This is a genomic window from Nonomuraea sp. B1E8, from assembly GCF_039871515.1.
Lineage (GTDB): Bacteria > Actinomycetota > Actinomycetes > Streptosporangiales > Streptosporangiaceae > Nonomuraea.
The window spans coordinates 57986-70710 of the sequence record NZ_JBDPLS010000011.1; the positions used below are offsets into that span (position 1 = coordinate 57986).

Genomic DNA, 12725 nt, shown 5'->3' on the forward strand with positions numbered 1-12725 from the left:
CTCGCATGGACACGTTCCGGGCCCGCGTCGGCGGATTCGCCTACGGCGGCGACTACAACCCCGAGCAGTGGGAGCCCGCCGTGTGGCAGGAGGACGTCCGCCTCATGCGCGAGGCCGGCGTCAACACCGTCAGCCTGGGCGTGTTCGCGTGGGCGTCGCTGGAGCCCGAGCCGGGGACGTACGAGTTCGGCTGGCTGGACGACGTCATGGACCTGCTCCACGAGCACGGCATCAGCGTCAACCTGGCCACCCCGACGGCGGCGCCGCCCGTCTGGCTCACGCACCTGCACCCCGAGGTGTTCCCCATCATGGCCGACGGGGAGCCGTTCGGCTTCGGCAACCGCCTGCACTACGACCCGTCGTCGCCGATCTACCGCGAGTACGCCGCCCGCATCACGACCAGGCTCGCGGAGCGGTACTCGTTCCATCCCGCGCTGGCGATGTGGCACATCAGCAACGAGTACGGCCCGACGGCGTACAACGAGGCCGCCTCGGCCGGCTTCCGCCGATGGCTGCGGCGCAGGTACGGCGACCTGGACACCCTGAACGAGGCGTGGACCACCCGCTTCTGGGGCCAGCTCTACACCGACTGGGAGCAGATCGAGGTGCCGAACATCCCGCGCACCTGGATGAACCCGGCCCGCAAGCTCGACTTCAAACGCTTCACCTCCGACGCGCTGCTGGAGTGTTATCTGGCCGAGCGGGACATCGTGCGCTCGTTCCGCGATGACGTGCCGGTGATGACCAACTTCATGCGTTTCTTCCGGCACGCCGACTACTGGCGGTGGGCGCCGGAGGAGGACGCGGTCGCGCTCGACATCTACCCCGACCCGGCCGAGGCCGACTCGCACGTGTCGGCGGCCTTCAACTACGACCTGTTCCGCTCGCTCAAGGGCGGGCAACCGTGGATGCTGATGGAGCAGTCGAGCAGCGCGGTCTGCCAGTGGAAGCTCAACGTCGTCAAGGAGCCGGGGCGGATGCGGCTGGGCTCGCTGCAGGCGGTGTCGCGGGCGGCCGACTCGGTGATGTTCTTCCAGTGGCGGGCCGGCCGGGGCGGGCACGAGCGTTTCCACTCGGCGATGTTGCCGCACTCCGGCCCTGACTCGCGCACGTTCAAGGAGATCGTCGACCTCGGCCGGGAGATGAAGCTGCTGGCGCCCGTGGCCGGGACGACCTCGCGCGCGGAGATCGCCGTGCTGTTCGACTGGGACGGCTGGTGGGGGCTGGAGGAGACGCACGGCCTGCCCCGCAGCGACTTCAGCTACACCGACACGGTCATGCGGCACTACACGCCGCTGTGGGAGCGGCACCACGCGGCCGACGTGGTGCCGGCGGGGTCGTCGCTGGACGGGTACAAGGTGCTGGTGGTGCCCAACGCGTACCTGATCGGCGACGAGGGCGCGGAGCGCATCCGGGCCTTCGCCCGCGACGGCGGCACGGTCGTCATGTCCTTCTTCTCGGGCGTGGTCGACGACTGCAACCGGGTACGGCCCGACGGGTATCCCGGCGCGTTCCGCGACCTCATCGGCGCGAAGATCGACGAGTACTGGCCGGCACGCCCGCACGAGACCTTCGCCGTGGAGTTCACTGACGGGCGGCGGGCGACGTCGACCTGGTGGCGCGACGACCTCCACCTGGAGAGCGGCACGGCGCTGGCCACCTACGCCGACGGGCTGCTCGAAGGGCGGGCCGCCGTGGTCGAGAACCGCTACGGCTCCGGGCGGGTCGTGTACGTCGCGACGCTGCTGGAGCAGGCTGCCCTCGACGCGGTGGTGCTGGAGGCCGTGGAGTCGGCGGGCGTGCGGTCACGGTTCGAGGGCGTGCCCGCGCACGTGGAGTGCTCGGTGCGGGGGGACGAGACGTACGAGTACGTGTTCCTGCTCAACCACAGCGCGGAGCTGAGCGCGTCCGTGCCCCTCGAAGGGCCGGGGACGGACCTGCTCACGGGCACGCCGGTGTCGGGGCAGGTGGAGTTGGGGCCGCTGGGCGCGGCGGTGATCCAGCGGGCCCTGCCGTAGCTTCCGGGCGAGCCGGCAGGGCCGGAGCCGGCCGTGTCACCGCCAGGGCCAGACCTTTCGCCCACAGCGTCACGAGTCCCCCGGTGTCCGCGTGCCGGCGTAAAACCGTCGAGATCCCCGTACGTCACGTGATATCCCTGACCGGTGATGATCGCCAAGGAACTGCGCGTGTCCGCGTACGCCATCTGCGTGGAGGACGGACAGATCCTCCTGGCCCGCTGGGTCGGCCCCGCCGGCGAGCGGCTCTGGACGCTGCCCGGCGGCGGCCTCGACCACGGCGAGGACCCTGTCGACGCCGCGATCCGCGAGGTGGAGGAGGAGACCGGCTACACCGTCGCCATCGACGCCCTGCTCGGCATCAGCACCCTGCACCGCCCCTACCCGCGGGCCGACCAGCGCCAGGCCGACTTCCACGCCCTGCGCGTCATGTACGAAGGCCACATCACCGGCGGCACGCTGCGCCACGAGATCGGCGGCAGCACCGACCAGGCCGCGTGGATCTCCCTGGCCGACGTCACCGGCCTGGAGCGGTCCGAGGTCGTGGACGCCGGCCTCGCCCTCCACCGCGTACGACCGCCCGACGGCCGGGTCGGCGGCCCCTGACCGCAGGCGCTCAGCGCAGCTCCTGGACGCGGATCATGTTGCCTGCGGGGTCGCGGAAGGCGCAGTCGCGGACCCCGAACGGCTGGTCGACCGGCTCCTGGATGACCTCCGCGCCACCGGCCCGCACCCGCGTGAAGAAGCCGTCGAGGTCGTCGGTGGCCAGCAGGATACCGGTATAGGTGCCCTTGGCCATCATCTCGGCGATGGTGACGCGCTCGGCGTCGGTGATCCCGGGGTCGGCGGCCGGTGGCTGCAGGACGATGGACGTGCCGGGCTGGCCGGCGGGGCCGACCGTGATCCAGCGCATCCCGTCATAGCCGACGTCGTCGCGCACCTCGAAGCCGAGGACGTCGCGGTAGAAGGCCAGGGACGTGTCCGGGTCGTGCGCCGTCGGTGTTGTGCGCCCCGGACGAGGCTTCGCCGCACGCGCCTGCCCCGGCATCGTCCGGCCCGAGCAGAGCCGTCCCGGAGAGGCGGGTCACCGCGCCGGTCGCCGCACCGGTGCCGCCGCCGATCGGCTCGGCGTGACAGCCGAGCACCCTGCCGCCCGGCCGTCCCAGCACGGCCGCCAGCACCGTATCGGGCAACCGGTCACCGGGCGCACCGCCCATCCAGACCGGCCGCCCCTCGGCTCCGTACGCGTCGAGAACCTCCTCAGGAGGGCCGTCCGGCGTCACCCCGCCCGGAACGCAGCCGCTCACGGCGCCGTGGCCCAGGCGTGCACGGCGGCCTTGAGCTCGGCCTTCACCTCGTCGGGGGCGAACGACGCGTCGATCGACGCGCGTGCCAGCCCGGCCAGATCGTCGTCGGTGCAGCCGAAGACGTCGCGCAGCCGGGCGTACTCGTCCGCCAGCGCCGTCTCCCCGTCGGTGTTGATCGTGACGGCCAGTCCAGCCGCCCGCAGCCGCGGCAGCGGGTGCTCGGCCAGCGACGGGACGAGCCCGAGCAGGACGTTGGACGTGGGGCAGACCTCCAGCGGGATCTCGCGCTCGCGCACCTCCGCCACCAGGCTCTCGTCGTCGAGGATCCGGATGCCGTGCCCGAGGCGCTCGGCGTGCCCCAGGTGGAGGGCCTCGCGGATGCTGGCCGGGCCGGCCGCCTCGCCCGCGTGGTGGACGAGACGGAGCCCCGCGTCCCTGGCCGCGTCGAGCACCCCGGCGAACGGCGCCAGCGGATGGCTCTCGTCGCCCGCCAGCCCCATGCCGATCACGTTGTCGTAGCGGGTGGCCAGCTTGTACGTGCTCCACAGCCGCTCCACCGGCCGTCGCCTGGAGTGGTCGAGCAGCACCCGGCACTCGATGCCGTAGCGGGCCCTGCCCTCGTCCAGCCCGTCGAGCACCGCCTCCAGCGGCATCTCCGGGTCCCCCACCCGCTCCCCGTGGGAGGCGGCGGTGAAGGTCACCTCGGCGTAGCGGGTGCCCTGCGCGGCTTCGTCCGCGCAGAACTCCACCGCGACGCGCCGGAAGTGCTCGGCCGTGCGCAGCAGCGCGCGCACCCGCGCCCGCTGGTCGGCGAACTCCCTGAAGTCGCGGAACACGCCGCCGTGTCCGGGTGTGCCGCCCAGGTCGCGCACGGTCTCGGGGCGTACGGTGCTCTCCAGGTGAACGTGCAGATGGGCTTTGGGCAGCGACCGGACGTCTTTCACGCGTCCCAGGTTAGGCCGGACCGCCGCGCGCACGCAGGTCGTTTTTCCGCCGTGCGGCTAGGAGGCGTCGGCCCGCCGGGTGACGCGGATCTTCGACTGCTTGTGCGGCAGGCGTTCCCAGTCGTCCATGAACCTCGCCTGCAGCCCGTGCTTGGAGGCCAGCGCGATCAGGGTCTGGGTGCGGTAGTAGAAGTCCTCCCGCAGCACCTGGTGCTCCTTGCCCTCGGTGCGGTCGAAGGTGAAGTCGAACCATCCGCCGGGTTTCATGACGCGGCCGACGTGGGCGAAGCACTCCTCGATCACGTCGAGCGGCGAGTGGGAGAAGACGCTGTGCGCGTGGACGACGTCGAAGTGCTCGTCGGGCAGGAAGGCGAAGCGCAGGTCGCGTACGGGGGTGAGGTGCGGAAGCTTGTCGCCCAGCCCGTGCTCGACGAGGGTGTCCTGGGCCGCCATGAGGATGTCGGGCGATATGTCGATGCCGTAGTAGTTGCCGGTGTGCAGGTAGTCGATGAACAGGTGACCGGCCCGCAGGTTGCCGCAGCCGATCTCCAGCATCCGGCATTCCGGCTTCAGCCCGTGCTCGACGAGGTAGTCGAACTGCATACGGCCCAGCGCCAGCCACCGGCGGTGCGTGTGGGAGCCGACCGCGCCCTCGGGGTCTCGCGCGGTGTCGGACTTCATGACGGCACGGTAGTAGGCGACGTGGTCGCGGGTACGCAGCCTGAACCAGGTGTCGCGGGCGAGCCGCCTCAGGTGGGGCAGGATCTTGCGCGGGTTCTTGAACGCGTACGTCACTTGGTGGACGAGGCTCGAACGGGAGCGTTTCACGCCTGGGAATCTAGGTCACTCACAGCAACATCCAAGGGGCTGTGGCGACAGTCTTGAGTTCCCGTTTGCGCAGCCTTTCTCTCCGGAACCTCGTGTGCCAGGTGAACGGTCAGCTCAGGTAGTCGCGCAGCGCCAGCGAGCGAGAGGGATGGCGGAGCTTGGACATCGTCTTGGCCTCGATCTGCCGGATCCGCTCCCTGGTGACGCCGTAGACGCGCCCGATCTCGTCGAGCGTGCGCGGCTTGCCGTCGGTCAGGCCGTAGCGCATGCTGATCACGCCCGCCTCGCGCTCCGAGAGCTGGTCGAGCAGGGCGTGCAACTGCTGCTGGAGCAGCGTGAACGACACCGCGTCGGCCGGGGAGACCGCCTCGGTGTCCTCGATGAGGTCGCCGAACTCGCTGTCGCCCTCCTCGCCGAGCGGTGTGTGCAGCGAGATGGGCTCGCGACCGTAGCCCTGCACCTCGATGACGCGGCTCACCTCGAGCTCGCTCTCCTTGGCGATCTCCTCCGGCGTGGGCTCGCGGCCGAGGTCGCTCTGCAGGCGCCGCTGCACCCGTGCCACCTTGTTGATCAGCTCCACCATGTGGACGGGAATGCGGATCGTACGGGCCTGGTCGGCCATGGCGCGGGTGATCGCCTGCTTGATCCACCACGTGGCGTAGGTGGAGAACTTGTAGCCGAGCCGGTAGTCGAACTTCTCGATCGTCCGGATCAGGCCGAGGTTGCCCTCCTGGATCAGGTCGAGGAAGAGCATGCCGCGACCGGTGTAGCGCTTGGCGATGGAGACGACCAGCCGGAGGTTGGCCTCCAGCATGCGCTGCTTGGCCCGCGTGCCGTCGGCGGCGATCCACTCCAGGTCGGCGCGGAGCTCGCCGGGAAGGTCGGGCTCGGTGTCGAGCCGCTCTCTGGCGAACAGCCCGGCCTCGATGCGTTTGGCCAGCTCGATCTCCTGCTCGGCGGTGAGCAGCGGCACCCGCCCGATCTCTTTCAGGTAGGTCTTGACCGAGTCGGCGCTGATGGCGCTGCCACTGTCGGCGACGCTTTCGTCCAGCTCGAGAACCTCTGCTGCTTGGGACAAAACACTCTCCTCGCTCGCGTTGGGTAGTGTGGACGGCAACCCAAACTTAGGTCGCGCCTAACATTAGGTGCACACTGGTCTTGAGTCAACCTAAATGTAGGTCGAACCTAAAATTCTGTGAGAGACTGCGGCTATGAGCATCGACACCTTGGGATTGAGGGAACAGAAGAAGCGCGAGACCAGGCAGGCCATCTCCGACCACGCTACCCAACTGTTCCTGCAACGTGGCTTCGACCGCACGACGATCGCCGACATCGCCGGCGCCGCCAGAGTGGCCAAGATGACCGTCACCAATTACTTCCCCCGTAAAGAGGATCTAGCCCTGGACCACCACGAGGTGTTCGTGGCGGGCCTGGCGGAGGCGGTCGCCCGGCGCCCACCTGGGGAGTCGGCGCTGGGCGCGGTACGTCGAGCATATGCGCAGGCGCTGGAACAGCGTGACCCCGTCATCGGCTTCACCGGACGCGACTTCGCCCGGATGGTCACCGACAGCCCCACCTTGGTCGCCCGGCTGCGCGACCTGCACGACCAGCGTGAAGAGGCCCTCGCCGACGCGCTCGTCGCGGAGACGTGCGCGACGGCACCCGGCGAATCCGGCATGGCCGAGGCCACCGCCGAAGGGGGCGTGATCGAAGCACGCGCGGTGGCGGCGCAGCTCGCGGCGGCCGACCGGCTGCTCTTCCGCGAGTTGCAGAGCCGTGTGCTGGCCGGGCATGAAGAGGACGGGATCGCCGCAGCGCTCACCCAGGCCGCGCGGCGCGTCTTCGACCTCCTCGAACCCGCCATCAGCACCTACGCCGTCCGCCCGCCGGCGTAGACGGCGCAGGCCGCCGCCCGGATCGTGCTGCTAGGCCGCGCCGGAGCCGTGCGGGCGGCGGGCTCTCGCGTCCACGTTGCCGGCCACCGCCCTGAGGATGCCGGGCAACTCCGCCACGGCCTGTGGGGGCAGGCCGGTCACGGTCTCGTCCGCCAGAGCGCACCACAGCCGCTTGATCCGGCCGACCAGCGCCCTGCCGCTGTCGGTGAGCTCGACGACGCTGGCGCGCCTGTCCGAGGGGGCGGGTGCGCGGCGGACGTGCCCGGCCGCTTCGAGCTTGCGGGTCATGAGCGTGACACTGGGCGGCTCGCAACCGAGCGCCTCGCTGAGCTCGGCCTGGATCATCGGGCCGGTCCTGGCGAGTTCGAGCAGGAGCGCCTCCTGCCCGGGGTGCAGGCCGAGCGGGGCCAGCAACGCCGCGGCCCTGGCCCGGTGGCGCAGGCTCAACAGGCGGATGGCCTGGTTGAGGGCGTCGGCTTGCTCGAAGTCCATCGGCTCTCCTTGACAAATTAGTTATGCGCATAATAGTTATCCGGATAACTAATTCTACACGAGATCGAGGAGCCGCACATGACCGTGAAGCCCGTCGTGTACGCCGCCGGCGGCAACCCGTACGGCACGTCATTGGTGAACGGGGACGGCTCCGACGCCACGGCGCTGGAAGCGGCCAGGTATCAGGGACGGAGGCTGGCCCGCATCACGATGCGGCTGCTGGAGGACGGCCGCGTCACCGACGGCGGCGACGCCCGCGAAACCATCGCCGCGACGACCTCCCGGACCTCGTGAAGGGGCGCGTCGTGACCAGCACCACGACCCCGCCGGGCCGGCAGCGCACCGGTCCTGCCCGGATGACCCTGGCGCTGGCGTGCGCGTGCCAGTTCATGGTGATCCTGGACTCGTCCATCGTGAACCTCGCCCTGCCCTCCATCGGCGGGGAGCTGGGCTTCACGCCCACCGGCCTGGCCTGGGTGGTCAACGGCTACCTGCTGACCTTCGGCGGCTTCATGCTGCTCGGCGGCCGCGCCGCGGACCTGTTCGGGCCGCGCCGGATGCTGGTCGCCGGGCTGTTGGCGTTCTCCGTCTCGAGCCTGGCCGGCGGCCTGGCCGCCGCTCCGGAGGTCCTGGTGGCGGCCCGCGTGGCGCAGGGCATCGGGGCCGCCATGATGGCACCGGCGACGCTGGCCGTGATCAACACCTCCTTCACGGGGCCGGCGGCGCGGGCCAAGGCGTTCGGCGCATGGTCCGCGTCGGGCGGCGTGGGCGGTATGGCCGGCGCGGTCACCGGCGGCGCCATCACGACGGGCGTGTCGTGGCGGTGGGTCTTCCTCATCAACGTGCCGATCGGCGCCGTGCTGATCGTCGTGGCCATGGTGTCGCTGGCCGGCGTGCGAACCGGGCGGCGGGGACCCCTCGACCTGACGGGCGCGGTCACGGGGACGGCAGGGCTGGCCGCCCTGATCTACGGCGTCATGCAGGGCGTCGACCATGGCTGGACGTCCGCGCCCGTCCTCGGGCCGGCCGTGGCGGGCGTGCTGCTGCTCGTCGCCTTCACCGTGGTGGAGGCCCGATTCGCCACCCAGCCGATCATGCCCATGCGGCTGTTCAGAATCCGGGGGATCGCCGTCGGCAGCGGCATGTTGCTGCTGTTCGGCGGGATCGCCATCGCGATGTGGTACTTCTCGTCGCTGTTTCTGCAGAACGTCCTCGGCTTCAGCGCGCTCGAGGCCGGGCTCGGGCAGACACCCGCGGCGGTGACGTTCATGGTGATCGCGCGATGGGCCGCCCTGCTGCTGCCGCGTGCCGGTGCACGGGCCTTGGTGCCGGCCGGCTCCGCCTGCTTGCTGGCCGGTTTCGGCTGGCTCTCCCAAGCCCACGCCGACAGCGGCTACGTCACCAGCGTGCTCGGGCCCACGCTGCTCGTCGCGGTCGGCATCGGGCTGACCTTCCCCATCCTCATGGCCGCGGCGACCGCCGACGCTCCCGAGGGCGATGCGGGGATCGTCGGCGGCCTGGCCCAGACCGCCGGCCAGGTGGGCGGGTCGGCGGGCCTGGCCGTGCTCGCGACGGCCGCCGGCGCCACGACAGCGACGGAAGCCGCGGGGAGCACCCCGGCCGCCCTCGCCGCCGGCTACGACCTGGTCTTCCTCATCGCGGCCGGGCTCGGCCTGGCCATCGCGCTGGTCAGCCTGCTGCTGCCGCGGCACGGGCGGGTCTGACGGCCGCTCACGGCTCTGGCCGCACCCTGACTCATGCCGCCGTCGACCGAAGATGGGTCTGCTAGATTTAGCTTTCCGGCTGAAGGTTGCTCCCAGCCGGAAAATGCTTGTATGACCACTTTTCAGGCAACCGTGCGGCCCGTGACCGCCGCGGACCACCCCACCGTCGAACGCCTCTGGCTCATGTTCCGCCACGACATGGCGGAGTTCCAGGGCGGGCTGCCCAGCCCCGACGCCACCTACCACAGCGAACGGCTGCGCTCGGCGCTCGAGGACGACGACTGGGCGGCCTACCTGTTCACCAGCGGCGACCGGCCGCTCGGGTTCTCCTTCGTGCGGGCGCTGTCCGGCCCCGCGCGCGTGCTGAACGCCTTCTTCGTGGTACGCGGCGCGCGCCGGTCCGGGATCGGGACGACCGTCGTACGCGAGGTGATCTCGCGGCACCCCGGCCCCTGGGAGATCGCCTTCCAGGACGCCAACGCGGCGGCCGTCGCGTTCTGGCGGAGCGTCGCCACCCACTTCGCCGGCGACGCGTGGACCGAGGAACGCCGGCACGTCCCGAACCGGCCCGACGTCCGCCCTGACGTGTGGATCTCCTTCACCACCGCCTGACCGGCACGACGCACTCCCTTGAAGCGACCGTCCGGTCGAGCACCCGGCGGTTCAGGATCACGGGCTGACCGTAGGCTCTATCGCGGCACGTCTGCTTCCGCGTTGCGCAGCTCGCTGAGGGCCTCGCGCAGGTGTCCGGCGAGTTCCCAGGCGTCGGGCACCATCGCGCGGTCGGTGATGACGCCGATGTCGAGCGAGCCGTCGTAGGAGAAGGCCGTGATGTTGACGCCGCCGCTCACGTCCGAGATCACGGAGACCGGATAGTGGTGCAGCAGCCGGGCCCCGCACACGTACAGGGGGAACTGGGGGCCCGGCACGTTCGAGACGATCAGGTTGATCGGCGGGGCGGCCTGCCCGAGCAGGGCGAACGCCGAGCGGGAGGCCAGGCCCATGAGGGCGGCGGGCATCGACTCGCTGAACTCGCGCAACCACCGCGCGGACGCCGGCGAGAACCGGTCCTTGAGCCGCCGCATGGCCTGCCGCACGTGCTGCAGCCGGTCGACGGGGTCGGCGACGTGCACGGCCAGCGGGGCCGTCATGATCGTCACGTGGTTGCCGGGCCCCTCCTCCCCGGCGTCCCGCAGCGAGAACGGCACGCCCGCCACCAGCGGCTGGCTCGGGACGCCCCCGTGCGCGGCCAGCCATCCGCGCAGCGCTCCCGCGCACACGGCCATGACCACGTCGTTGACGGTGACGCCGAACGCCTTGCGCACCTGCTTGAGCTCGTCCAGCGGCAGCGACACGTACGCGAAGCGCCGGTGCTCCGACACGGGACCGCTGAAGGGCGTCCTGGGCGCGGGCAGCGTCGGCAGGTCGGGAACCTGCCCGGCGCCGGCCAGCCTGCGGGCCAGCCCGGAGACGAACCGGGCGCCGGGCAGTGAGGACACGATGGGGATCTCGTCCAGGTAGGGGACGGCCATGGACGCGAACCGCACGGCGTGCGCGGGGTTGCCGGCCAGCCGGGCCAGGCCGCGCGCCAGCATCTCCGCCTCCCCGGGAGGCGGGGCGTCGCGTTCGGGCTCCTCCTCCGGCGGCGGCGCGGGCCGGGGGCCGGTGTCGAGCAGCGCGGCCAGTACGTCGGCGCCGCCCACCCCGTCCACGGCCGCGTGATGGATCTTCGTGTAGAGGCCCATGCGGCCGCCGGACAGCCCGTGAATGAGGTAGATCTCCCACAGCGGCCGGCGCCGGTCGAGCCGGCGGGCGTGCAGCCGCGAGACCTGCTCGGCGAGTTGCCGCTCGTCGCCGGGCGGCGGCAGGCCGATCTCGCGCACGTGGTAGTCGAGGTCGAGATCGTCCTCCTGCATCCAGTACGGGTGGTCGAGCCCGAGCGGCACCGGGGCCAGCTTGCGGCGCAGCGCGGGCACGTACGGGAGCCGCTGTTCGAGGAGGGCCTGCAGGTCGGCGCGGTGGAGGTCGCCGTCGAGGATGGCCAGGCCCGCGATGTTGGCGATGTTCGTGGCCGTCTCGAAGTACAGGAACTGCGCGTCCAGGGCGGTCAGCTGGGGCATCCGTCGAACCTCCGCCCGGACAGGCCGGCCGCCCACGTCAAGGGCGCGTTCGGCACGTCGTCCAGCTCCCTTCCCGCGAGATCCGCAGACCTCTTCGGCTTCCTGCCCGGCGGCGGCCAGGTCCGTACGACGCCGAGTTCTTCGCATGACAGCACAAGAAGGTGCTGACGCGTCGGCGTGGCACGATTGAGGTCTCCGAGGCTGAGCATCTACATACCATGCCTTTCCCTATCAAAACGGTACGCGCCACCTATCCCGCACTCTCCGACGGCTACGCCTATCTTGACGGAGCCGCCGGCACGCAGACGCCGCAGTCGGTGATCGACGCCATCTCCACCGCATACCGGACCGGGATCGGCAACGTCGGCGGCGCCTTCCCCGCCAGCCACCGCTCCGACGCCATCGTCGCCGCCTGCCGCGCCGCCGTCGCCGACCTGGTCGGCGGCCATCCGGACGGCGTCATCCTCGGCCCGAACATGACCACGCTCACCTACCGCCTGGCCAGGGCCATCGCCGGCCCCGGCGACGAGGTCGTGGTCTCCAGGCTCGACCACGACGCCAACGTGCGCCCCTGGACCCAGACCGGCGCCACCGTGCGCTGGGCCGAGGTGGACCCGGTCACCGGGGAACTGCCGGTCGAGCAGTACGAGAGCCTGATCGGCGAGCGCACCAGGGTCGTGGCGGTGACGGCGGCGAGCAACATCCTCGGCACCCGCCCCGACGTGCCCGCGATCGCGGAGCTGGCGCACCGGGCGGGCGCGCTGACGTACGTGGACGGCGTGCACGCCACCCCGCACGGCCCGGTGGACATGCGGGCGCTGGGCGCCGACTTCTACGCCACGAGCGCGTACAAGTGGTCGGGACCGCACATCGGCGCGGTGGTGGCGGACCCGGCGCTGCTGGAGACCATCCGGCCGGACAAGCTGGCCTCCTCGGCCGACACCGTGCCCGAGCGGTTCGAGACGGGCACGGCCGCGTTCGCCGACCTGGACGGGGTCACGGCGGCCGTGGACCACCTGGCCTCCATGGTCCCCGGCACGGGGAACCGCCGCGAGCGCCTGCTCGCCTCGATGGCCGCGGCGGAGGAGCACGAGCTGGCCCTGTTCCAGGTGCTGATCGAAGGGCTGGAGACGATGCCGCACGTCACCGTGTACGGCAAGCCCGCCAGGCGCACCGCCACCGCCTACTTCAACGTGGCCGGCCACACCCCGCGCCAGGTGGCCGAGCACCTGGCCAGGCTGGGCGTGAACGTGTGGAACGGCCACAACTACGCCTGGGAGCTGACCGGCGCGCTCGGCATCCGCGAGTCGGGCGGCGCGGTGCGCGCGGGCCTGGTGCACTACAACGACCGCTCCGACGTCGACCGGCTGCTCGAAGGGGTGGCCGGGCTGGAATGAACC

Annotated in this window: 12 protein-coding genes and 1 pseudogene; 7 read left to right on the forward strand and 6 right to left on the reverse strand. The window is 71.3% G+C overall.

Features of this window, described 5'->3' with window-relative positions:
• Positions 1 to 5 precede the first annotated feature (5 nt).
• Together ABGA98_RS31525 and ABGA98_RS31530 are read left to right on the forward strand one after the other, a co-directional pair.
• Positions 6 to 2018, forward strand: coding sequence for a beta-galactosidase (locus tag ABGA98_RS31525; RefSeq protein ID WP_347622043.1), 2013 nt, complete (start codon positions 6 to 8; stop codon positions 2016 to 2018).
• Between the two features lie 147 nt (positions 2019 to 2165).
• Positions 2166 to 2621 (forward strand): NUDIX hydrolase, encoded by a 456-nt coding sequence (locus ABGA98_RS31530; protein ID WP_347622313.1) that lies wholly within the window; start codon positions 2166 to 2168, stop codon positions 2619 to 2621.
• Positions 2622 to 2631: 10 nt separating this feature from the next.
• On the opposite strand, the gene ABGA98_RS31535 is transcribed toward ABGA98_RS31530, so the two are convergent.
• The 4 genes and pseudogenes from ABGA98_RS31535 to ABGA98_RS31550 all read right to left on the reverse strand — a co-directional run.
• Positions 2632 to 3063, reverse strand: a complete 432-nt coding sequence (locus ABGA98_RS31535; protein ID WP_347622044.1) for a VOC family protein — start codon at positions 3061 to 3063, stop codon at positions 2632 to 2634.
• A 255-nt stretch (positions 3064 to 3318) separates the two neighbouring features.
• The gene (gene add, locus ABGA98_RS31540; RefSeq protein WP_347622045.1) at positions 3319 to 4266 is read right to left on the reverse strand and encodes an adenosine deaminase; all 948 of its coding nucleotides are present in this window, start codon (positions 4264 to 4266) and stop codon (positions 3319 to 3321) included.
• 57 nt (positions 4267 to 4323) lie between these two features.
• Positions 4324 to 5094: a class I SAM-dependent methyltransferase gene (locus ABGA98_RS31545; protein ID WP_347622046.1), complete on the reverse strand. Its 771-nt coding sequence runs from the start codon at positions 5092 to 5094 to the stop codon at positions 4324 to 4326.
• Between the two features lie 109 nt (positions 5095 to 5203).
• A pseudogene (locus tag ABGA98_RS31550) lies at positions 5204 to 6109 on the reverse strand (RNA polymerase sigma factor); the annotation flags it as partial.
• Positions 6110 to 6305: 196 nt separating this feature from the next.
• On the opposite strand from ABGA98_RS31550, the gene ABGA98_RS31555 reads away from it, so the two are divergent.
• On the forward strand, positions 6306 to 6989 hold the full coding sequence (locus ABGA98_RS31555; protein ID WP_347622047.1) for a TetR family transcriptional regulator: 684 nt from the start codon (positions 6306 to 6308) through the stop codon (positions 6987 to 6989).
• 30 nt (positions 6990 to 7019) lie between these two features.
• On the opposite strand, the gene ABGA98_RS31560 is transcribed toward ABGA98_RS31555, so the two are convergent.
• Complete coding sequence (locus ABGA98_RS31560; protein ID WP_347622048.1) at positions 7020 to 7481, reverse strand: MarR family winged helix-turn-helix transcriptional regulator; 462 nt, start codon at positions 7479 to 7481, stop codon at positions 7020 to 7022.
• Between the two features lie 78 nt (positions 7482 to 7559).
• On the opposite strand from ABGA98_RS31560, the gene ABGA98_RS31565 reads away from it, so the two are divergent.
• The 3 genes from ABGA98_RS31565 to ABGA98_RS31575 all read left to right on the forward strand — a co-directional run bounded on the left by ABGA98_RS31565 (position 7560) and on the right by ABGA98_RS31575 (position 9817).
• Positions 7560 to 7775 (forward strand): hypothetical protein, encoded by a 216-nt coding sequence (locus ABGA98_RS31565; RefSeq protein ID WP_347622049.1) that lies wholly within the window; start codon positions 7560 to 7562, stop codon positions 7773 to 7775.
• An 11-nt stretch (positions 7776 to 7786) separates the two neighbouring features.
• Entirely contained in the window at positions 7787 to 9205 is a 1419-nt protein-coding gene (locus ABGA98_RS31570) for an MFS transporter (RefSeq protein WP_347622050.1), read from the forward strand.
• Positions 9206 to 9316: 111 nt separating this feature from the next.
• The gene (locus ABGA98_RS31575; RefSeq protein WP_347622051.1) at positions 9317 to 9817 is read left to right on the forward strand and encodes a GNAT family N-acetyltransferase; all 501 of its coding nucleotides are present in this window, start codon (positions 9317 to 9319) and stop codon (positions 9815 to 9817) included.
• Between the two features lie 77 nt (positions 9818 to 9894).
• Here the strand turns inward: ABGA98_RS31575 and ABGA98_RS31580 are convergent, their stop codons facing one another.
• A complete protein-coding gene (locus ABGA98_RS31580; protein ID WP_347622052.1) occupies positions 9895 to 11325 on the reverse strand; it encodes a wax ester/triacylglycerol synthase family O-acyltransferase in 1431 nt (476 codons plus the stop codon).
• Positions 11326 to 11543: 218 nt separating this feature from the next.
• On the opposite strand from ABGA98_RS31580, the gene ABGA98_RS31585 reads away from it, so the two are divergent.
• Positions 11544 to 12722, forward strand: coding sequence for a cysteine desulfurase-like protein (locus ABGA98_RS31585; RefSeq protein WP_347622053.1), 1179 nt, complete (start codon positions 11544 to 11546; stop codon positions 12720 to 12722).
• Positions 12723 to 12725 lie beyond the last annotated feature (3 nt).